The sequence below is a fragment of the Siminovitchia sp. FSL W7-1587 genome (genome assembly GCF_037963795.1).
GTDB lineage: Bacteria > Bacillota > Bacilli > Bacillales > Bacillaceae_C > Siminovitchia > Siminovitchia thermophila.
In genome coordinates, this window is record NZ_CP150169.1 from 3,946,689 (window position 1) to 3,968,244 (window position 21,556).

The window sequence follows — 21,556 nt, forward strand, 5'->3', positions numbered from 1 at the left end:
TTTACATGGTGCACATCTGGCAATCCGCCATTTCAGATTAGCTTTTACTATAATTAGTATATTGAATTGGTTGCTTATGACGATTGGAGGCATCCAGATTTTTCATCTTGGAAAAACAACTGTCAAGAGCTTCCTTCACTTTCACTTTTCATCATCATATTTTCATTTTTAGAATCATACGATGTAATTGAGCTATATTTTTGGCACGGAGTGAAAGGAGGAAGCCGTCTTGCCTGATCAACAACAATCGTCCATCAAGTTTTCATTGGAAGAATCCGTTTTGTTTCAAAGCGGACAGGAAGTCGATGAACTTGTGTCAATTTCATTGGATCCGAATATATCCATTTTAGAAGAAGATGATTTCGTTTTTTTAAGGGGATATTTGGGGCTTGCCGGAGAATATAAACCGGTTATACCAGAGCATGGAGAAGACCAGCCGCATGATGATACAGGTCATTTTATACAAGTTCAGGAACGTGAAGAGGGGGATTTCGTATTTTCCCATCAATTTCCTGTCGATATTACCATCCCGAAACAGCGAGTAGCGAATGTCGATGAATTATTTGTAGAGGTCGAAAGTTTTGATTATGATCTTCCAGAGAATTCCTGTTTGAAAATTGACGCGGAAGTCATTGTTTATGGGCTACATGATTCCCAAGGAGAGGAACAAATTAAGAAGGACGATGGGGATGAGCCAGAAAGAAGTTCTTACGTGGACAAACATGAAGAACAAAGCGATATTGATGAGGAAAGCGGGGAAGGTGCAGTTGAAATTCAACTGCAACATGCTGAGGAAGAGACGCTAGAGAGTATAAACAGGAATGATACGGAGGAGGAAGCTGGTAAACATTCTGCAGAAAGCGACAGTCTATATGAACCTTTTACTGCGGAGGCGAGATCCATTTCTGATTCCAACGAGGCCGATCCTCCTGCACATCTCCAGCATCAACCGGCATTTCCGTTCCCATTTCCTGTCCTTCCGGAAATGGATATGGATGAACTTGCGATGCGAGCAAAAAAGTTTTTCAAAGAAATGGAAAAAAGTGATGAGTCCTCCTCATCTTCAACAGAGTCGCCGCAAAAGGTCGAGGAAACTTCCTCCTACGAATCAAGCGGTCAGGAAAGCAGCGATAAGGCCCAACCTAAATACAAAGAAAAGCCGAAGAAAAAGAAAGGGAAATATCATACGATGTCTTTCGCTGATTTCTTTTCCAGAAAAGAAGATGATGAACCGGCAAAAATAAAAGTTTGTCTTGTGCAACAAGGGGATTCAATTGAAAGACTGGCCGATAAGTATGAAGTCAGTGTTCAGCAAATTTTAAGAGCCAACAAGCTAGAATCAGAGCACGAGCTATATGAAGGGCAAGTGTTATATATACCGGAAAAAACAGCTTATAGAAAATAATGGTAAAGGCGGGGAGGACGATGCGGGGGAATGTCCTCCTTTTGTTTTTATGGATGTAATGATTGTTAGTAGAAGAGATTCCTGCCGGTTTATGCAAATCCATAGGCCATACGCACAGTAAGCGGGTGATGAAACGATGGACGATCCTGTAAAGAGCCTCAAGGAAATTGCCGGCCTTTATGGCCTGAATTTGAAATTTGCCGAGAGGTTTGGACGTGTGTATAAAATTTACACAGATAAAGGTGAATTTGCACTAAAGCGCATTAACGCCAATCGGGGAATCGATTTTCTTAAGTATGTGCAGCTTTTGTACCAGAGAGGGTATTATCGCATCGTGCCCATTTATCCCGCATTGGATGGAAGGTATGCTGTGTTGTCTGGGAACAGCTTGTATTATTTAATGCCCTGGTTGGAAAATAGAGAAAGAGAAGGACAATTTAAGAAAAATCAGGAACTGTTTCGGGAGTTGGCGCGTCTCCACACCATTTCCGCCCGGGAAGTGGAGGTCTCACCAGATGATCGAAAAGAACATTATGAACAAACGCTGTCAAGGTGGGAAAAAGAAAAAGAAGGTTTGGAACAATTTGTGGAGCGATCGGAAAAACCTTGGTATATGTCTCCTTTTCAACTGCTTTTTTGTTCTTATTACCATGAGATTGCCCTGGCCCAAAGATACGCCATTGGAAAATTAAAAGAATGGTACGAAGTGACAGAGGATGAGAAAAAAGCCCGAAGTGTGATTATCCACGGAAAATTATCGCCAGAACATTTTCTATACCATGAAAGCGGCTTTGGATATTTTACAAACTTTGAAAAAGCTGGAACCGCATCGCCGATTCACGATCTACTCCCTTTTTTGGCCCGGACGATGGAAACGTATCCGAAGGCGTTTGATGAGTGTATTGACTGGCTTCACATCTATTTTAAATATTTTCCTTTTAGAAAAGAGGAAATGCTTCTTTTTTTAGGCTATTTAGCTCAGCCGGGAAAAATGTATCAAACAGTGGAAAACTACTATTCTGCGGGAAAAGAGAAACATGAATTAAGATGTGTTCAAGGACTTCAACGACAATATTGGTATATGAAAAACACGGAATATATCGTTATGCGCCTGGAGGAATATGAAAGACAAATGCAGGATCCCCCTTCCGAATCATAATTGGAAAGGGGATTATTAAATTAATTCATAATGATAAACGAGTGCGGTCGCAATAAAAACCGTCAACAACAACACGTCAAAAGTAGTCGGAAACAAAACTGTGCGGATCGCCTGAAAAATGGTAAACGGGATAATGAGTTGTTTACATACAGCCTTAAACGTCCTTATCCATGACTGGAAAGTATGTTGATTTATTCTTCTCTTCATTTCCGTCCCACCTCCGAAAAATCCCCTTTGAATAAAATATGTGCAACGGAAAAAAATGTGAAAAGAGGCCATGCAAAAGTTGACTCTATCAACGATTTTCATATTATAAAGGTACGGCGGAAGCTTCACGATTGCGCACAGGACGGTGGTAAATTCAATCCCTTAAGGAAGTTCATTTCTCTTGCGGAAATAATTTTTATAGGCTTTAATATGACAATTTCACTTCCTCCACCTCTACGTCGATCCTCTCCCTTTCGAATTGGACCGGAACCGCGAAATCCGTCAGACAAAATCCGGTTCTAAGCATTGGATGGCGCTCCACCAAACGGCCCATCGCTTCGCAAATCCTCTCCTCTTCCAGGCCGGGCACCGACACTTTGTACACAAACTGGTCGTGATAAATGCCCGCACCCTTCATGGCGCATGTTGTGAAACACCATCCCTTGCTGAATATCGCTCATCGGAAACAGATCGACAACATCAGACGGCAGCAAAGAACGATAACATTCGCCCCTTCGCCTTACGAAATATTCGAAGCACTGCTAAACGGCGCTGCGCTGGTTCTCATCCGCAAATCCGCTGTCCCGAATGATTACTTGCTTCATTCCCAAAACAAACACCAATAGTGCAGAGCCGGAGCTTATTTATTCCATTCGAGCAAATGACCTAGCTAAGGAGCATATCTGGCCTCCATCTCATGGATACGCAGGACGAAGGAATGTATGGACTCCCGATCCGGAGAGACATAGGAGGGTGAGCGACCGTGAGTCGTGTGGAGATCTTACGCACGGTTATACCTTATATTTACCAAACTTATCCAGTTCGGTCGTTAGGATTGATCATACCCTAAAAGAATATTCTGTATATATCTCTTTTGAGGTGAGAGAACTATGCGGTGCTAATCCAATGTCAATGAAATTTTGAGAATTAGCGAGTATACTAAATATAATTTAACTTTATTGAAGGAGGAATGAACATGAGCAAGAAAAAATTCCGTTTCGGTATTATCAATGGTGAGGATGTACCGGAAGAGGTAAAAGAGGTAGAGGAAGAGTTGGAAAATTTGCCCGAGACGATCTCCGAAACGGTGCTTGAAGGAATCCGTGATGCTTTGACCGATGAAGAGGACAACAAAGATAAAAATAAACGCGATTAGTTTCACTTCCCGGGGCTGTCCGAAAAGTAATATTGGAGCTTGAAAAGCAAAAAAATAAAACATAAGAATGCTGTAAAATCAACATTCTTGGGTTTTAAGTTTTAGCGCCTTTACTCTAAGTTGGACTTTTTAGTCAGCCCCGGTTTTTTATATACTCCTGAATTTTGCAGTTATAATGTATGGAAAACAGCCACGAACCCTTGCAAATACTGGGTTTGTGGCTGTTGTTTTTTGCAAAAAATCATAGCGGATTTTAATTTCACCAAGGGAACGAATTCTTTTGGAAAAATCAATATTAAAAATGGATCCGAGATCATTAAGGATTTCATCAAAATAATCAAACAAGTAGCAGTTTTGTTTCAAGTGCGTGCACTCTGAATTAGAAAGACTTTCTAGAATGCGTCCAATACTGTATTTGTGGTTTAACTTGAGTTCAATAATCCTGGCACTGGTCAGTGCGATGGAACAAGTTGGAAAATGCGCATGTATGTGTTCTTCTCTGGAAACAAAAACAGGGCGTGCTTCAAGATCGCTTTTGGTCACACGAAAGGATTCTTCAATTTACCATAATCCTCGATAAATATCGATAATACGATCGTCAGTTTCTTTATATTCACTTGTTACAATCGCATAGTAGCCGTCAAGAGCTTCTTCCGCTTTTAATTTTTCCAAATCAAGCTCAAGGAATGTTTTTGGCGAAAGAATTTCACCCGTCTCCTTATCAAACGTTATATTCTTTATATAACTAGCGGCACCCTAGGTAGTCGCTCGAGAATATTTTCCGGGCTTTTGAATAATATCCATTGCTTTTGCGATGACCTTTGCCCGGTCTGCCTTTGCCTTTTTCGCATATTTTTCACTGTAGAAGACCACCTGTTTTTCATAGACCACTTTTTTATCTTTTTCTCATTCTTTGAAGTGACGTATATGGTTCGGGGATAAAGAGCGACTTTCTTTTATACTCTGAGCCATACCACGTGTAACCATCTTCATCCACCACATATTCTTTGAACTCTTTATCGGCACTTCGTACAGCCTCGTACCGACATACTAAATACATGACCATGTTTTCCGGACAGGGTGTAATAGATGTTGTCTCCAGTGGTCATGCCTTTATCGGCAACAACTATGATTTTACCAAGATTATATTCTTTTTGGATTCGTGAAAGTCCCGGCCTAAATGTTAGACAATCGTTCGTATTACGCAGGAACAACTCGAAGGTAATGAGAATACCCAGATTATCTATGAATAATCCCATTTGAACAATAGGGTTGGGCCGGTGTTCTTTGGATACGCCTTTCTTTCTTAAATGATCATTTTTATCAGTTTCAAAGTAATAATTTGTCACGTCATGGTCACAATATCGCTTTTACGCCCATACAGGTGTTAATACGTTCGTTAAGTCGTACCTGTAGCGCTGAACTATGTTAATAAAGAAAGGATAAACAACGGTAAACATCATCCAATGAATAGTTTTGCTTTTAAAAGTATCGTGTTCTATTTTCAAAGGTTTTTTCTTCGAGGCTGGATATAGCAGCCTTGAAAAGAGTTTCTTAATGTCATTACTACTAAAATCTATTTTTGAACCACGTTGCTTGTTCATAAGGAACTTATCAATTTCGAGTTCATGGTAGGTCTGACTAAGTACAACATAACCGAACTTTTTTCGTTAGTCTTGACCGTATATAAGTTTTTCGTCATGAGAAAACTCCATGGAAATAGGGGATAATCGCTCCGCCTTTTTCTGTTTAAGGATCTGAACCCTCTCGTTAAAAAAAACGATGGGGTCTTCATATTGCTTTTCCAGTTCATCCAGATATCCAACCTTCTCAATCGTAATGGTTCGGGAATGTCCTTTTTCTTTATCATAATAGCCATCAAAAAGATACGGCCGTTTTTTTTGACGTGTTTTTTTAGATACATGCGAATCCCCCATTTGATTCGCTATATAAATTTATGTATAAAATAAAAATAGCCTGAAACACTAGGTGTACCAGCGCTTCAGGCTATATAAACTTTAATTTCAAGTGCAAAACTGTGGCGTCCCACCTCCGAAAAATCCCCTTTGAATAAAATATGTGCAACGGAAAAAAATGTGAAAAGAGGCCATGGAAAAGTTGACTTTGTCAACCGATTTTCATACTATAATACATAATAAGCAATTGCTATGACAGGGAAGAGTATATTGTATCCTGCTTTCAGAGAGGGGAATCAAAGCTGGAAGATTTCCTAAGCAAGGACAATGGAATGTCGCCCTTGAGCAGCTTCCGCGAACTTTATCATGTAACGGAAGCCGGTGAAGAGCCGTTATCGATATTAGAGAGCCGGATTTATGTTCATTCCTTTATCCGGAAAAAAGGTGGTACCGCGAAACAAAACCCTTCGTCCTTTTTTACGAAGGGTTTTTTTGTGTGAAAAGAAAGAGTTAGCTTTGCTCGCCACAACAACTACTTCACCATTCAACCATATTCAATAAGAGGAGGAAGAGAATATGTCAAACAAGGAGCTGGAAATGGCCACAAAATACGATCCGCAGAAGGTTGAAAAAGATCGTTATGATTGGTGGCTTTCCGGAAAATTCTTTGAAACAAAAAATGATCATAAAAAGGAGCCTTATACAATTGTCATTCCGCCGCCGAATGTAACGGGCAGGCTTCACTTAGGGCATGCGTGGGATACCACATTACAAGATATCTTAACACGGATGAAAAGAATGCAAGGATATGATGTACTTTGGCTTCCCGGAATGGATCACGCAGGGATTGCCACACAGGCGAAAGTAGAGGAACAGCTTCGAAAAGAAGGAAAAAACCGCTACAACTTGGGGCGGGAAAAATTTCTTGAGGAAACGTGGAAGTGGAAAGAAGAATATGCTTCTTTTATTCGTGAGCAGTGGAAAAAACTCGGGCTGGGTCTCGATTATACGAAAGAGAGATTTACGCTTGACGAGGGGTTGTCCAAAGCTGTTCGGGAAGTATTTGTCCGTTTGTATGAAGAAGGCCTTATTTATCGCGGCGAGTACATCATTAACTGGGATCCTGCCACTAAAACCGCACTTTCAGATATCGAGGTTATTTATAAGGATGTCCAAGGAGCTTTCTACCATATGCGCTACCCGCTTGCCGACGGGTCCGGGGCGATTGAAATTGCCACAACCAGGCCGGAAACGATGCTTGGTGATACGGCGGTGGCCGTTCATCCCGAAGATGAGCGCTATAAGGATTTGATCGGTAAAACGGTCATCCTGCCGATCATTGGAAGAGAAATTCCCATTGTGGCCGATGATTATGTCGATATGGAGTTTGGTTCGGGTGCTGTAAAAATTACGCCTGCCCATGATCCGAATGACTTTGAAATTGGCAACAGACATCATCTGGAGCGTGTCCTCGTCATGAACGAAGATGGAACGATGAATGAAAACGCCGGCCAATATCAAGGAATGGATCGGTTTGAATGCCGAAAGCAAATCGTCAAAGACCTGCAGGAAAAAGGAATATTATTTAAAATTGAAGAGCATATGCATTCTGTCGGTCATTCGGAGCGAAGCGGGGCAGTTGTCGAACCTTACTTATCAACCCAATGGTTTGTCAAAATGCAGCCTCTTGCCCAAGCGGCGGTTGAACTGCAGAAAACGGATGAGAAAGTCAACTTTGTACCCGACCGGTTTGAAAAAACATATTTGCACTGGATGGAAAACATCCGTGACTGGTGTATTTCCCGGCAACTTTGGTGGGGACACCGGATTCCGGCCTGGTACCATAAACAAACGGGGGAAATGTATGTCGGTCATGAAGCGCCGGAGGATGAGGAAAACTGGGAACAAGATAACGATGTTCTTGATACTTGGTTCAGTTCCGCCTTATGGCCTTTTTCCACAATGGGTTGGCCGGATACGGATGCAAACGATTATAAGCGCTACTACCCAACCAACTGTTTAGTGACCGGATACGATATTATTTTCTTCTGGGTTTCCAGAATGATCTTCCAAGGGCTCAAATTTACCGACAAAAAACCTTTCCACGATGTGTTGATTCATGGGCTTGTACGCGATGCCGATGGCCGTAAAATGAGCAAGTCGCTCGGCAACGGAGTCGATCCGATGGATGTGATTGAAAAATACGGGGCGGACTCTTTGCGGTTCTTCCTTGCTACGGGAAGCTCGCCGGGGCATGATCTCAGATTCAGTATGGAAAAGGTGGAATCTGTATGGAACTTTGCCAATAAAATATGGAACGCCTCGCGTTTTGCCTTAATGAACATGGATGGTTTTACGTATGAAGACATAGATTTAGAGCAGGAAATGATGGTCGCTGATAAGTGGATTTTAACAAGATTACATGACACAATCGAAATGGTGACTAGACTTTCTGATAAATATGAGTTTGGCGAAGTCGGAAGGGTGCTTTATCACTTTATTTGGGATGATTTATGCGATTGGTATATTGAAATGGCAAAAGTTCCATTATATGGTAATGATGAGGTTGCCAAAAGTACGACACGCTCTGTTTTGGCGTACGTTTTGGATCATACGATGCGTTTGCTTCATCCGTTCATGCCATTTATTACCGAGGAAATATGGCAAAATCTTCCACATGATGGAGAATCCATCACAGTTGCTTCCTGGCCGCAAGTAAATGAACATTTGACCGACCGACAGGCAGCAAGTGAAATGAAGACGCTAATGGAAATCATTCGCGCTGTCCGCAATATTCGCGCGGAAGTCAATACTCCGATGAGCAAAAAAATCACTCTCCTGTTAAAAGCGAAGGATGAAACAGTACTTTCCGTCCTGGAAAAGAATCGTATATATATCGAAAGATTCTGCAACCCCGAGGAGCTTAAAATGGAGGTGGGGATGAAGGCGCCCGAAAAAGCGATGTCAGCGGTCGTAACCGGTGTCGAGCTTTATCTCCCATTGGCAGGCCTGATTAATATTGATGAAGAAATTGCCCGCTTGGAAAAAGAGTGGGATAAATGGAACAAAGAAGTGGAGCGGGTTCAGAAAAAATTAAGCAATGAAAAGTTTGTCAGCAAGGCTCCGCAGGCCATTGTAGAAGAAGAGCGTGCCAAAGAGAAAGACTATCTTGCCAAGCGAGCAGCGGTTGAAGAACGCATGGCGGAATTAAAATCAGCTACATGATGGGGCAAGAAGGGTGAATCCGCCATGCGGATTCACGTTCTTTTTATTGAAGGACCGATGGGAGGACAACGGATGAATACATATAGTGAAGCAATGGAGTGGATTCATTCACGGCTAAAGTTTGGAATCAATTTAGGGCTTGATCGCATGGAATGGCTGATGGAGCGGCTCGGGCATCCCGAAAGACGCATGAAGGCGCTACATGTTGGCGGAACAAACGGAAAAGGTTCGACAGTGGCTTTTTGCCGTTCTATTTTAAATGAAGCCGGATATGATGTCGGAACTTTTACATCACCATATATTGAACAGTTTAACGAAAGAGTCAGTGTGAACGGGATTCCGATTTCGGATGAAGAAATCATATCACTTGCCAATACCATTAAGCCAATGGTAGAGGAATTGGAATCGTCCAAGCTGGGGTCCCCAACAGAATTTGAAGTGATCACGGCGATGGCGATGTATTACTTTGCCGAGCTTCGTCCAGTTGACTTTGTTTTGTTGGAGGTAGGGCTTGGCGGCCGTTTTGACTCGACCAATGTTGTTTATCCAGTACTCTCTGTGATCACCAATATAGGAATGGATCATACTCGGATATTGGGAAATACGGTCGAAAAAATAGCTTATGAAAAAGCCGGTATTATCAAAGACGGTGTCCCGGTTTTTACGGCTGTGAAACAAGATCAGGCGATGCGCGTATTAAAAGCAGAAGCAAAAGAGAAAGCGGCTCCCTTTTTCCAACTGGGCATTGACTTTTCAGTTAGTCAGTACGAACCCCGGGCTACGGGAGAACGTTTCCGCTTTACTGGAAATGGAAGGGAACTTGATCAGTTAGAATTGTCTCTAATGGGAGCCCACCAGATTGAAAATGCGTCTCTGGCAGTGGCCTCTTTGCTTTATTTAAAAGATGCCAACATGATTTCGTTGAAAGAACAGCATATTCGAACAGGGTTGGTCAAAGCGTATTGGCCGGGAAGAATGGAAATGATCAGCAAGACTCCTATGATCATCGTCGATGGGGCGCACAATCCCGAAGGGCTGCGTGCTTTTGTGGCTACCATGAAACAGCGTTTTCCAGGGAAAAAGTTGACAGTTGTGTTTGCTGCGCTTGAAGATAAGGATTTGGGGAGCATGCTCCCGTTGTTAAAAGAGCTCGGGGAAAATATTTATTTTACTGAATTTGACTTTCCACGGGCTGCCCCTGCGGATAAGTTAAAAAAAGTGAGCGGTATAGCAGTAGCCAAAGTGGAAAAAGATTGGCAGGCACTTCTGAAAAGATTTATTCCATTATTGAATTCAGACAAAGTTTTGGCGGTTACCGGCTCGCTTTACTTTATTTCGGAAGTGAAACCGGCTATCGTAAAATTATTAACGAACCATCCAGCTTAAACATTCGCTTAACCACTAACCAATGACAAGGTCCCCTTAATTTGTTAATATGACTATAAGCCTAAGTCTTAATAACTATAAAATAAGGGGTGGAGTGTGTGAATACGAGGAAAAAAATAATTACATGGGCCTTATGGCTCATGATCGTCCCGATATGTCACTGGTATGCCTATCAAATTTCTCCACCCCAATATGTCGGCTTCTGGGACATTTTTGCGTTCTCACTTACTGCTGTTATTATCGCGTGTATTCCGCTGACGGTCAATAAAACAGTCGTGTTTTTAACGCAATGGATATCGATTGCCGTTTTTCTTTCTTACGGGATGTTTTATGAAATGGTTCTTCTCCAATTGGCGACGGTCGTTTCCATGCTTGCCATTCAAGATCAGTCGCAGAAATTTTACCGTTACCTCTTATACTCTTCTATGTTCACGTGCATATCATTCATATCAGGGATTGGCTTTTTTGCGGCAGGTGGGGAAGTTGGCTATGACTCCTCACACAATGCTGTATTTCCAATCGCAACTTATGTCATTCTTAGCTTTTCATCTGCATTATTATTACGGGGTTTGTTGCGTTTTTTTACAAATGTGAAAAGCACGCTTTTTGGAAGTGGATTGCTGTGGGACATTTGTCTCCGCCTTGTTGTTTATCCGTTAGGAATCGGCTTGTTCTATTTGAATAATATTATAGGTCCGGCCGCATTTGCTTTAATAGGGATTCCCGTATTAAGTTCTTTGCTCGTGTTAAAGATGTACCAATCTTCTTTGCGGGTAAATTTGCATTTGCAAACCGCCGCTGAAATTGGGCATCAACTCGCTGAACGCTTGAATGTCGAAGAAGTATTAAATTTATTTATGAAAAAAATCACAAAAACATTTCCAGTTGAATGGGCCTATATACTTGGTTTAAAGGGTGACATGCTGGTAGTGGTCAGACAATATGAAAAAGACAGTGATATATTAAACATGATTCCACCTATTCCGAAGGACAAGGGGGTTTGCGGCATCGTTTTAAAGCGGGAAAAAGGCCTTATATATGGGGAAAAGTCAGAATGGAGAAAATTTTCACATGGATATTCTCCGAATCATGCCGAGAGTGTCATATGTGTTCCGATCATGCAGGCAAAACAAATCGAAGGCGTTCTATTTCTCGCGTCTTCCAGGAAAAATGCTTTTCATAAGTTTCAACTGATGATTGTCGATATTATGTGCTCTTATCTGGCGGTTGCGCTAAGCAATGCCCGTCATTATGAAGAAACGAAACGGGAAAGCGAATATTGTCCGATGACGAAGATTCCCAACTTCAGATATTTTGATAAATACATATATGAAAAATTTAAGGATCTTCAGGATAAAAAAATAGAATGCATTTCTCTCATTATCGTCGATATCGATCATTTTAAAACGATCAATGATCAATATGGACACCAGGCGGGAGATCAAATCTTAATCACACTGGCTGATAGGCTGCAAGCGCTTGTTGCTGTGCGTGGCGTTCTGGCCAGGTACGGAGGTGAGGAATTTGTCATCCTTCTCCCGGATACAGATGACAAAGAGGCACACGAGCTTGCCGAAACGGTTCGCCAAGCCATTGCCAACCATCCTTTTCTTGTGCATAATGAACTCGACCCTGCCAGAAATATAGTCGAAGTATCAATTACAGCCAGCATCGGAGTTTCAACCGCTCCAAAACATGCCAATGATCCTGTATCATTGGTAAAGTACGCTGACCGAGCATTGTATATTGGCGCAAAACGGGCGGGCAGAAACAGGGTTGCGAAATACGTGCAGGGAGAAAAAGAAACTGATTAGAGCTAGTTGAGTTTCATAAAGAGAGGTATCACAATCCATGACTTTTGCTGTTTTTATATACGGTCTTCTTTTAGGTTCTTTTTTTAATGTGGTGGGAATGAGAGTACCGGCCCAGAAGTCTGTCGTAAAACCGGGATCGGCTTGTCCGAAGTGTGGCCAACGGCTGTCTCCTTTGGAGCTGATTCCTGTTTTGTCATTTGTCATTCAGGGGGGAAAATGCAGGCATTGCCATTCAAAAATATCGCCTCTTTATCCAGTGGTGGAACTTTCAACCGCTTTGTTATTTGTATATGCATATTCCAGGTTTGGCTGGACCTTTGAATTTCTCTTCGCCTGTACCCTCATTTCTCTGCTTGTTATTATTTTTATGACAGACATTAATTATATGCTGATTCCTGACAAAATATTATTAGCTTTTACAGCAATTTTTTTCATTGAAAGACTTATAGAACCGCTTTCCCCCTGGTGGACTTCAGTCACGGGAGCCGCAACGGGATTTGCGTTGCTTCTCCTGATTGCGATTGTCAGCAAAGGAGGCATGGGAGGCGGAGATATCAAGTTGTTTGCCGTGATCGGCTTTGCCCTCGGGACAAAGATTGTTTTACTATCCTTTTTTCTGGCTTCGTTGGCTGGAGCTGTTTTTGGCGCTTTTGGGCTATTGACAGGCACATTCAAGAGGGGAGATCACATTCCATTCGGTCCTTTTATTTCAATTGGAACGTTAGCGGCCTATTTTTTTCATCATGAAATATTTCTTTGGTATTTTTCCCTTTTTTAGGAATACACTAGTAATTTGGCGAAAATCCTTCCCGGGCGAGACGACAAAAGTCTTGTCCTTTTTTTATTTTGACATGCTAGCATAAGGCAAAATACAAAATAGATCGGGAGGAATATAGCATATGGCAAAGAAAAGAAAAGCCGGCAAACAAAAAATGAAGGTTCATATTAATGGACAAGAAAGCCAGGTCTTAAAGGATATTGTCATAAATGACTGGACAAAAGCAGAGAACGAGACGGCGGCAGCGGGTGACAAAGCCGAAACGGGAGACTTTGACTGGGTTTTGCCAGAAAACAAAAAGAATGAGCCTGATGTAGAATATGAACCTATCAATACCCATTTGCCGAAAGAAACAAACAAAAAAGGTCCGCGACATTTTTTCAAAAGTTTTTCACCAAAAAAAGCAGGGGTCGCCCTCTCCACAGTGTTGGCAATCGTGGTTGGACTGGCGTTTGGACTGTTTGTGTATAAGCTGGTCGTTAACTCTGAAAACGATGCCCAGTTGACGGATGCGTCTGTATCACCCGCTGCCAATCGAAAAGCGGAAACCGCTAATTTATCCGTAAAAGCCCCGGAAATAAACACTGCGGTCATCCAAGGCGGTGTATTTAATACAGAGGAAGCCGCAAAAGCAGCTGTCGATAAGCTTTCTGAGAAAGGCATACCTAGCGCAACGATTGCGGTAGACGGGCAAAATTTTCTGTTTATCGGGGTAACGGCAGATGTGTCTTCGGCGAGGGTTTGGTCACAAGAGCTTGCAACATCGGGCATTGATGTATACCCGAAAGAATTTGCCATTCCGGAAAAGGAAATTAAGGTAGGTTCGGAGGCTGAATCTGCCCTATTGTCAGATTCAATACAAATCTTTCAGAGTCTTCTTGGACAAGCTTCCAGCGCTGAACTGAAAGGTGCAGCAGATCCAGATGAGTTAAAGCAAATCGGGGAAAAGGTAGGATCAATTAGTAAAAATAATGAGGGAAGTGACGGTATTAACGATTTAGGTAAATATTTAACAGAAGCGCAGAAGGCTCTTCTTGAATTTACGGAATCAGGAGGCCCGGACAGCTTGGCTAAAGCCCAGCAAGCGCTGTTGCTCTTTTTAAAAACATATCATGACCTAGGTCAAGAGCCCGCTGCGTAAAAGCCGGGCTCTCTTTTTTGGGACCAAGAGCAAGTATTGTTTCTTCGGTTTTGATTTGGTACGATAATAGTGTATCTCCCAAGAAAGGAAGAAACTTTATGCCCCGACTCGTTTTAGCTTCCACATCTCCCCGCCGAAAAGAACTTCTAGAAATGCTTCATATTCCATTTACGGTTTGTTCCCCACAAGTAGATGAAACGATTTCCGCCTCCATATCTCCAGCGAACATGGTGATGGAATTGGCCGCTCGAAAAGCAAAAGACATCGCTAAGCATCATGGTGATAGCTGCGTGGTTGGCGCAGACACAATTGTAGCGATTCATGGCGATATGTTAGGCAAGCCTTTTGACAAAAAGCATGCTTTTCAAATGTTACAAACATTATCAGGACAGACCCATTCCGTTTTTACCGGGGTGGCCGTATTCTTTGCGGACACCATTGAAACATTTTATGAAAAAACGGAAGTTACTTTTTGGGAACTGTCAGAAAAAGAGATTGAACGCTATATTGCAACAGATGAACCGTTAGATAAAGCAGGCGCGTATGGCATTCAAGGATGGGGATCCTTATTGGTAAAAGAAATTCACGGGGATTACTTTTCAGTTGTCGGTCTTCCAATCGCCCGTGTTGCAAGAATGCTTGAAAAAATCGGCTTCCCCATTTTTCAACAATACGAATGAAAGGATGAAAAAACAGCGAAATTGGATACTTTAATGATCAAAGACTTTCCCATTGAAGACAGGCCGCGCGAAAGACTTATTCAACATGGCGCAGCCAGTCTTTCCAATCAGGAACTATTGGCGATCTTGTTAAGGACAGGAACAAAGTCAAAATCGGCTCTTCAACTGGCGAATAAGCTGCTGGCACAATTTGATGGGTTATTATGGCTAAAAGAGGCGGCTCTGGAAGAGATAATGGGAATTAAAGGAATCGGCAAAGTGAAAGCGGTACAAATTGCTGCCGCGATAGAACTCGGGAGAAGAATCGGCAACCTCACTTATGATGATCGTTACATCATTCGCACTCCTGAAGATGGTGCGAATTATGTTATGAACGATATGCGCTTTTTAACACAGGAACACTTCGTGTGCCTCTATTTGAATACCAAGAATCAAGTTCTCCACCGACAAACCATTTTTATCGGAAGCTTAAACGCTTCTATCGTTCACCCTCGAGAAGTATTCAAGGAAGCTTTCCGCCGATCGGCCGCTTCCATCATCTGTTTTCATAATCATCCATCAGGAGACCCGACACCATCGAGAGAGGATATTGAGGTGACAAACAGGCTCGTTGAATGCGGTAAAATGATGGGAATCGAAATCCTCGATCACTTGATCATCGGCGATAATAAATATGTCAGCATGAAAGAAAAAGGTTTTATACGATAAGACGTTAGGGAGTACAACATGTTTATTGGAATGCATCGGGGTTAGAAAGGGAGATACATGTTTGCTAGGATAATGTGGTTTTTTAAAAGTCCCGAAAAACCAGGTGGAGAAAGTAATCTTGTTGTTTTCTCCACCTGGTTTACGATTTTCCCACATAGACAAACAAAACTTTTGGAATGGAGATTCGCAAACTAAGCACCAAAAGCCGCATCCTGACGGCCCAACCTCGGCAAACTGTAGGAAATAAACAAGATTTTGATTCAGGATGAAAATTGCAAGAATCATTGTTACAGAGAAAGAAGTTGTGCGGGTATAGCAAAGTTATCAGGAGAACGGTCTCCCAATAATGATGTGGGTGAAAAAATAGACCCCCTGCAGCGGGCTATGAATCCGATTCTTCCACCAGAAATTTCTGAGTTAATGAGCGTCTGTTGCCGCATTATAAGCTGATCATTTAAATAAGAAGATAAAGCTTTCAATTTTTTTAATATCTCATATATACCATACAAAAGAGAGCCAGCTTTCGGTATAATTAAGTTTCGAACGATTGCCTATATGGAAGAAAATAGACGCTATATTCCATGCGCGAGGTACTATAAATTGAAATAATGGCCATTTTTCAATGGGAAAAAGACTTTCTTATCGAATATACAAAGTGACATCTATTCTAGCCCTTCAACATTTTAAAAGTGAGCTTTTTTCTTGAAACCTACGGCGCACGATAAAATGCACCTTGGTATATGAGGAGGAATCAGGTATAATTCCCTTTATGCCAGCTAAAGTTCCAGCAAATAAAAAAGAAGATTTTTAAAATATAGATAAAAGTGCAACTTAGAGGGTAGGGTAGAATTAGTTGAAGCTTTTGCCTTCCATTGACTTGGCTTAACTTTTCAATTTGTGCGCATTTGAAAAGGAGGGTTTCATCCGATAATAAATAGGCGCCATTTGGCTGATGCCATGTATGACGCTTTGTTAAGAATCTATGAACAAACAGGGTAATCATTGTTTAGGCAGATGTAGATTTAAATGGGTAATTTCATAAAAAATTCTAGAAGAGGAATGATTAGATAAAAGATCAGAAATACATTGTGATCATGAAAAATTCTACGAGGCTTTTGTAACTTCTAGTTACAGAATGAATGATTCGAATGCTAATTAGATTAACAGGCGGATCAAAAGCCCCACAGTCGAGCAAGGCTTTGATTTCATTTTTTAAACATATTCATTTTCGTTCGTATTATCTAGACTAAATGTTATGGAAGTGGTTTCTTATCTTAACCATATCAGCTATATTAAGTATATACCTCAACATGAAAAATCTGTTTTCCACTTCGGTGGCTTCAATACTTCGAGAATACACTCCGGGGAGTAAGCATCGCATTAGGCAGCCGCTACATCACTAATTATCCACCCGATGAGGGAAGATGTCTATATGACAAAGAGGCTTTGAAAAGCGCGAAAAAGACCATTTTGACTTCGCATGGTTCAGTGTATCGTCAGTCGTCGCTTACCAATATGTCAACATGAAAGAAAAAGGATTTAAGTGACACTATGCTTTTCATAAATGATAAGATATAATTAGTCTTGTGATTTTTTTTTCAAAGTTGTAATGAGGTTGTAATAAAACACAATTCATAATAAAGTCCATCCTGACCAATTGTAATGGGGTAGAAAGGGAGATACATACATGTTTGGAATCGGTACAAAAGATTTAGGAATTGACTTGGGCACAGCCAATACACTTGTTTTTGTCAAAGGGAAAGGAATTGTATTGCGGGAGCCTTCAGTGGTTGCCATCAACACCGAGACAAAGAAAATCGTTGCAGTCGGAAATGATGCCAAAAAGATGATCGGCAGAACGCCGGGAAATATAGTGGCGATGCGGCCAATGAGAGATGGCGTTATTGCCGATTATGAAACGACAGCAACGATGATGAAATATTTTATAAAACATGCAGGAAAAGCAAAAGGAGCTTTTGGGGGCAAGCCGTACGTTATGGTATGTGTGCCTTCCGGAATTACAGCAGTGGAACAAAGGGCGGTGCTCGATGCCACTAGAGAGGCGGGAGCCAGGGAAGCTTATCCAATCGAAGAACCTTTCGCTGCTGCGATCGGTGCTGATTTGCCTGTTTGGGAACCAACTGGAAGCATGGTCGTGGATATTGGCGGCGGAACGACGGAAGTGGCAGTCATTTCCCTGGGAGGGATTGTTACAAGCAATTCCATTCGAATTGCCGGAGACAATTTTGATGAAGCCATTGTCAACTATATCCGAAAAACATATAATTTGCTCATTGGGGAAAGAACGGCTGAAGCTATCAAAGTTGAAATTGGCTCGGCTGGAGCAGTCGAAACGAACGAAAAGATGGAAATTCGCGGCCGTGATTTATTGACAGGGCTCCCCAAAACAATTGAAATTACGGCGGAAGAAATTTCGGAAGCTCTCCGTGATACGGTTTATACGATCATTGATGCTGTGAAAAACACGTTGGAGAATACACCGCCTGAGCTTGCGGCAGATATAATGGATAGAGGAATTGTCCTTGCAGGAGGAGGAGCCCTCCTTCGCAATTTGGATAAAGTCATCAGCGACGAAACAAAAATGCCTGTTCTGATTGCGGATGAACCGCTGGATTGTGTAGCGATCGGAACCGGGAAGGCGCTGGACCATATTAACATGTTTAAAAATCGTGCGTAAGATTGTATTTGCTTTAATTGAGAAAATTGGCAGAGGTCGTCTTTTTTTTGCGGCCCTCTGCTTTCCTATGCAGACATCTGACTCCCTTTTTAGAAGGGACAGATACCGGCTAATTGAAAACTGGGGTGGGTTTTAATGCCACATTTTTTTCTGAACAAGCGGCTGATCATCTTGTTAATCGGAATCATTATTCTTGTTTCTTTAATCGGTTTTTCATTAAGGGACAGAGACAATATCTCGCGGCCAGAGCAATTTGTGAAAGATGTCGTGGGTTTTGGCCAATCCCTCGTTGCAAAACCCGCACACAAGATAGCGGGTTTTTTCGAGGGCTTCGAAGAGTTGCAAAATACATATAAAGAAAACAAAAAATTAAAAGCTCGCTTGGAAGAAGTGGCGAGACTTGAAAAAGAAATGACCGAGCTCAAAAAAGATAATGCTGAATTGCGCGAGGCTCTTGGTAAAAAAGAGAGCTTGAGAGATTTTACCCCGATTCAGGCCACTGTCATCGGCCGAACACCAGACCGGTGGTTTGAAAAGATCGTTATCGATAAAGGGGCAAAAAGCGGCATAAAGCCTGATATGGCCGTCATTACGTCCAAAGGACTTGTTGGGAAAGTTGTTTCTACATCAGAAATGACATCAACGATTGAATTGCTCAGTTCGGATAATACAAAAAACAGGGTTTCCGCTTTGATTCAAGCAAAGGGTTCCGTGCATGGCTTAATTGACGGGTACGACAAAGAAAAGAAAATGCTGATAATGAAGGATTTGCCCATTGATGAAGCCCAAATTGAAAAAGGACAAAATGTCATTACTTCGGGCTTAGGCGGTATTTTTCCAAAAGGACTTGAAATTGGAACGGTTGAAGAAGTGACCCTTGATCAATATGGACTGTCGCAAATCGCTTATATTAAACCTTTTGCCGAATTCTATGATTTCGAACACGTAATGGTTGTTGCCCGCTCGATGCAATCCGGGGATAAGGAGGAAGACGAATGAAGCGGGTTCTTCTTCCTCTCGTATTGATTGCTTGTTTTTACGCTGAAAGCCTATTTACTGATTTTTTTACAACAGCCTCTTTATTTAAAGACCGGATGGTTATCCCTCATTTTTTGTTGATCGCATTAACATTGATGGGGATATACTTTGTTCGTAACACAACGATCATATATGCGGCGTTATTCGGACTGATTTTTGATATATATTTTACGGGAATTATCGGGGCTTACCTGTTTTTATTTCCCATTTCCGTCTACATAGCTTCTAAAATGATCAGGATTTTACATATCAATGTGCTGACTGTAGGGCTGATTGTGATCGTGAATATTTCACTGGTGGAATCGCTCATTTTTGGATTAAACATACTGCTTTTCAATGTTCCTGTAACAATGATGGAGTTTCTTGAAAACAGACTGCTGCCATCTCTTGTACTGAATTTAATTTTCTATTTCATCATTTTTATCCCATATACAAGATGGCTGCAACATTTGCATAAGCAACTGTCATCCGAATAATACGGAGATGATGAAAATTTGCCCACGAAAAAGGGAAATCGCCAGCGATTGTCGAAAATAGAAGAAATGAACCTTGCTGGTGTTCATCAAACTGTACCGGATAAGATGTTCGTCGTTGAAAGGAGAAGTAAGGGCCCAATGAATGCAATTCCTTGAAGCCCGCTAATTCATGAAAAGACAAAATGTAATGATTAAAGGAACGAAGAGCGGTCTTTCGCTTCAGTTAAATGATCGTTGTTCGTATGAAGATATTTTAATAGAGCTGGAAGAGAAGCTTGCGGAATTTCAAGGATTAGAGGAAAGTCCGCTTATTTCAGTTCGCATTCTTACGGGCAACCGCTATTTAAATCCTGAACAAGAAGAAGAAATCAAAGAACTTATTCGGCAAAAACAAAACCTGATCGTGGAGGAAATAGACAGCAATGTCATTTCAAAAGAAGAGGCCAAAACGGTCATCGAGAGCCAGGAAGTAACTTCCGTCGCAACGATCGTAAGATCCGGGCAAATTTTAGAAGTGCCGGGGGACTTACTTCTCGTGGGGGATGTTAATCCAGGCGGCACGGTAAGGGCAGGCGGTAATATTTTTATCATGGGGGCATTAAAAGGGATTGCCCATGCCGGATACACGGGCAGAAATGAAGCCGTTATCGTTGCCTCATTCATGACCCCGTCACAGTTAAGAATTTCTGATTGCATCAGCCGTTCTCCCGACCATTATGATCAGGAGGAACGTCACCAAATGGAATGTGCCTACATAGACAGGAATCATCAAATTATCATTGATCGATTACAAGTGTTAAAACACTTACGACCGAATATTACGAGATTTAAAGGGGGACATTATTATGGGTGAGGCGATTGTAATAACATCCGGCAAGGGAGGAGTCGGAAAGACAACAACTTCGGCAAACCTGGGTACATCACTTGCCTTGCAGGGGAAAAAAGTGTGTTTGATAGATACGGATATTGGCCTTCGCAATCTCGATGTTGTGCTGGGGCTTGAAAACAGGATTATTTATGATCTTGTAGATGTTGTTGAGAAGCGTTGCAAGCCTCACCAAGCAATTGTAAAAGACAAAAGGTTTGAGGACAAGCTGTTTTTGCTTCCAGCGGCACAAACAAGCGATAAAACGGCGGTCACACCTGAGCAGATGAGAGAACTTGTGGCCGAGCTCAAGCAAGATTATGATTATGTTCTCATTGATTGCCCTGCGGGAATTGAACAAGGTTACAGGAATGCGATTGCCGGAGCAGACAAGGCGATCGTTGTAACGACACCTGAAATTTCCGCTGTCCGTGATGCGGACAGAATTATTGGCCTTCTTGAAAAAGAAGAGAATATTGAGCCTCCCAAATTGATTATTAATAGAATCAGGCCGAGGATGATGCGTGAGGGTGATGTCCTCGACGTGGATGATATTACACAGCACTTATCCATCGACCTGCTCGGTATCGTGCAAGACGACGAAGAAGTCATCAAGTCATCCAACGAGGGTGAACCCATTGCCCTCAATCCGGAAAGCAAAACATCAATCGCATACCGAAATATCGCAAGACGGATTCTTGGGGAATCTGTACCGCTTCAGCCCCTGGAAGAAGATAAATCCGGATTCTTCACTCGAATTAAACAGCTTTTTGGATCATCCCGATAATCGGTGAAGCTGGGACATAAGTTGAAAACGAATTGCTATTCGTCCAATCGTGAAAATAAACCGCGTGAAATCAAGGTGTTTCAAATTGATTTCATGCGGTTTATTCATTTTTATAGG

Annotated in this window: 19 protein-coding genes and 1 other annotated feature; of the genes, 15 read left to right on the forward strand and 4 right to left on the reverse strand. The window is 41.9% G+C overall.

The annotated features are described in order from the left end of the window. The first annotated feature begins 229 nt into the window (after positions 1 to 229). Positions 230 to 1,405, forward strand: coding sequence for a stage VI sporulation protein D (spoVID, locus tag NST31_RS18540; RefSeq protein ID WP_205178244.1), 1,176 nt, complete (start codon positions 230 to 232; stop codon positions 1,403 to 1,405). A gap of 136 nt (positions 1,406 to 1,541) precedes the next feature. Further along, a complete protein-coding gene (gene ysxE, locus NST31_RS18545) occupies positions 1,542 to 2,564 on the forward strand; it encodes a spore coat protein YsxE (RefSeq protein WP_205178236.1) in 1,023 nt (340 codons plus the stop codon). Positions 2,565 to 2,579: 15 nt separating this feature from the next. On the opposite strand, the gene NST31_RS18550 is transcribed toward ysxE, so the two are convergent. Together NST31_RS18550 and NST31_RS18555 are read right to left on the reverse strand one after the other, a co-directional pair. After that, positions 2,580 to 2,771: a hypothetical protein gene (locus NST31_RS18550; protein ID WP_205178234.1), complete on the reverse strand. Its 192-nt coding sequence runs from the start codon at positions 2,769 to 2,771 to the stop codon at positions 2,580 to 2,582. A gap of 299 nt (positions 2,772 to 3,070) precedes the next feature. Continuing rightward, on the reverse strand, positions 3,071 to 3,265 hold the full coding sequence (locus tag NST31_RS18555) for a hypothetical protein (RefSeq protein WP_205178233.1): 195 nt from the start codon (positions 3,263 to 3,265) through the stop codon (positions 3,071 to 3,073). A 482-nt stretch (positions 3,266 to 3,747) separates the two neighbouring features. Between NST31_RS18555 and NST31_RS18560 the strand changes: the two genes are divergently transcribed. Beyond that, a complete protein-coding gene (locus NST31_RS18560; RefSeq protein ID WP_205178232.1) occupies positions 3,748 to 3,927 on the forward strand; it encodes a hypothetical protein in 180 nt (59 codons plus the stop codon). Positions 3,928 to 4,074: 147 nt separating this feature from the next. Here the strand turns inward: NST31_RS18560 and NST31_RS18565 are convergent, their stop codons facing one another. Beyond that, entirely contained in the window at positions 4,075 to 4,470 is a 396-nt protein-coding gene (locus NST31_RS18565) for a hypothetical protein (RefSeq protein ID WP_205178231.1), read from the reverse strand. A gap of 213 nt (positions 4,471 to 4,683) precedes the next feature. Continuing rightward, on the reverse strand, positions 4,684 to 4,818 hold the full coding sequence (locus NST31_RS18570; RefSeq protein ID WP_339162537.1) for a hypothetical protein: 135 nt from the start codon (positions 4,816 to 4,818) through the stop codon (positions 4,684 to 4,686). Positions 4,819 to 6,086: 1,268 nt separating this feature from the next. Further along, positions 6,087 to 6,321, forward strand: a binding site (T-box leader). Between the two features lie 98 nt (positions 6,322 to 6,419). On the opposite strand from NST31_RS18570, the gene NST31_RS18575 reads away from it, so the two are divergent. From NST31_RS18575 to minD, 12 genes are all read left to right on the forward strand, one after another. After that, positions 6,420 to 9,068, forward strand: coding sequence for a valine--tRNA ligase (locus NST31_RS18575; RefSeq protein WP_339162539.1), 2,649 nt, complete (start codon positions 6,420 to 6,422; stop codon positions 9,066 to 9,068). Positions 9,069 to 9,140: 72 nt separating this feature from the next. Further along, on the forward strand, positions 9,141 to 10,454 hold the full coding sequence (locus NST31_RS18580) for a folylpolyglutamate synthase/dihydrofolate synthase family protein (protein WP_339162541.1): 1,314 nt from the start codon (positions 9,141 to 9,143) through the stop codon (positions 10,452 to 10,454). Between the two features lie 98 nt (positions 10,455 to 10,552). Then, complete coding sequence (locus NST31_RS18585) at positions 10,553 to 12,268, forward strand: sensor domain-containing diguanylate cyclase (protein ID WP_339162543.1); 1,716 nt, start codon at positions 10,553 to 10,555, stop codon at positions 12,266 to 12,268. A 37-nt stretch (positions 12,269 to 12,305) separates the two neighbouring features. Continuing rightward, complete coding sequence (locus tag NST31_RS18590; protein WP_339162546.1) at positions 12,306 to 13,046, forward strand: prepilin peptidase; 741 nt, start codon at positions 12,306 to 12,308, stop codon at positions 13,044 to 13,046. 121 nt (positions 13,047 to 13,167) lie between these two features. After that, positions 13,168 to 14,187 carry a hypothetical protein gene (locus tag NST31_RS18595; protein WP_339162548.1) on the forward strand — a complete coding sequence of 340 codons (1,020 nt, stop codon included), beginning with the start codon at positions 13,168 to 13,170 and terminating at the stop codon, positions 14,185 to 14,187. 98 nt (positions 14,188 to 14,285) lie between these two features. Next, on the forward strand, positions 14,286 to 14,867 hold the full coding sequence (locus tag NST31_RS18600; RefSeq protein WP_339162550.1) for a Maf family protein: 582 nt from the start codon (positions 14,286 to 14,288) through the stop codon (positions 14,865 to 14,867). Between the two features lie 21 nt (positions 14,868 to 14,888). Continuing rightward, positions 14,889 to 15,575 carry a DNA repair protein RadC gene (gene radC / locus NST31_RS18605; protein ID WP_339162552.1) on the forward strand — a complete coding sequence of 229 codons (687 nt, stop codon included), beginning with the start codon at positions 14,889 to 14,891 and terminating at the stop codon, positions 15,573 to 15,575. Between the two features lie 1,687 nt (positions 15,576 to 17,262). Then, complete coding sequence (locus NST31_RS18610; protein WP_077113066.1) at positions 17,263 to 18,273, forward strand: rod shape-determining protein; 1,011 nt, start codon at positions 17,263 to 17,265, stop codon at positions 18,271 to 18,273. A gap of 135 nt (positions 18,274 to 18,408) precedes the next feature. Continuing rightward, positions 18,409 to 19,272 carry a rod shape-determining protein MreC gene (mreC, locus tag NST31_RS18615; RefSeq protein ID WP_205178217.1) on the forward strand — a complete coding sequence of 288 codons (864 nt, stop codon included), beginning with the start codon at positions 18,409 to 18,411 and terminating at the stop codon, positions 19,270 to 19,272. Beyond that, positions 19,269 to 19,787 carry a rod shape-determining protein MreD gene (mreD, locus tag NST31_RS18620; protein WP_205178215.1) on the forward strand — a complete coding sequence of 173 codons (519 nt, stop codon included), beginning with the start codon at positions 19,269 to 19,271 and terminating at the stop codon, positions 19,785 to 19,787. Before mreC ends, mreD begins: the two co-directional genes overlap by 4 nt. A 169-nt stretch (positions 19,788 to 19,956) precedes the next feature. Then, positions 19,957 to 20,640 carry a septum site-determining protein MinC gene (minC, locus tag NST31_RS18625; protein WP_077113063.1) on the forward strand — a complete coding sequence of 228 codons (684 nt, stop codon included), beginning with the start codon at positions 19,957 to 19,959 and terminating at the stop codon, positions 20,638 to 20,640. Then, entirely contained in the window at positions 20,633 to 21,439 is an 807-nt protein-coding gene (minD, locus tag NST31_RS18630; RefSeq protein WP_077113062.1) for a septum site-determining protein MinD, read from the forward strand. The genes minC and minD overlap by 8 nt, the downstream gene beginning before the upstream one ends. Positions 21,440 to 21,556: the final 117 nt, after the last annotated feature.

What these genes read in the sequence shown, in the direction of transcription:
- NST31_RS18575 (WP_339162539.1), top strand. Translation starts at nt 6,420, where the DNA reads ATGTCAAACAAGGAGCTGGAAATGGCCACAAAATACGATCCGCAGAAG.
- NST31_RS18590 (WP_339162546.1), top strand. Translation starts at nt 12,306, where the DNA reads ATGACTTTTGCTGTTTTTATATACGGTCTTCTTTTAGGTTCTTTTTTT.
- NST31_RS18550 (WP_205178234.1), bottom strand. Translation starts at nt 2,771, where the DNA reads ATGAAGAGAAGAATAAATCAACATACTTTCCAGTCATGGATAAGGACG.
- mreC (WP_205178217.1), top strand. Translation starts at nt 18,409, where the DNA reads ATGCCACATTTTTTTCTGAACAAGCGGCTGATCATCTTGTTAATCGGA.
- NST31_RS18610 (WP_077113066.1), top strand. Translation starts at nt 17,263, where the DNA reads ATGTTTGGAATCGGTACAAAAGATTTAGGAATTGACTTGGGCACAGCC.
- ysxE (WP_205178236.1), top strand. Translation starts at nt 1,542, where the DNA reads ATGGACGATCCTGTAAAGAGCCTCAAGGAAATTGCCGGCCTTTATGGC.
- minD (WP_077113062.1), top strand. Translation starts at nt 20,633, where the DNA reads ATGGGTGAGGCGATTGTAATAACATCCGGCAAGGGAGGAGTCGGAAAG.
- minC (WP_077113063.1), top strand. Translation starts at nt 19,957, where the DNA reads ATGAAAAGACAAAATGTAATGATTAAAGGAACGAAGAGCGGTCTTTCG.
- NST31_RS18600 (WP_339162550.1), top strand. Translation starts at nt 14,286, where the DNA reads ATGCCCCGACTCGTTTTAGCTTCCACATCTCCCCGCCGAAAAGAACTT.
- NST31_RS18595 (WP_339162548.1), top strand. Translation starts at nt 13,168, where the DNA reads ATGGCAAAGAAAAGAAAAGCCGGCAAACAAAAAATGAAGGTTCATATT.
- NST31_RS18580 (WP_339162541.1), top strand. Translation starts at nt 9,141, where the DNA reads ATGAATACATATAGTGAAGCAATGGAGTGGATTCATTCACGGCTAAAG.
- mreD (WP_205178215.1), top strand. Translation starts at nt 19,269, where the DNA reads ATGAAGCGGGTTCTTCTTCCTCTCGTATTGATTGCTTGTTTTTACGCT.
- NST31_RS18560 (WP_205178232.1), top strand. Translation starts at nt 3,748, where the DNA reads ATGAGCAAGAAAAAATTCCGTTTCGGTATTATCAATGGTGAGGATGTA.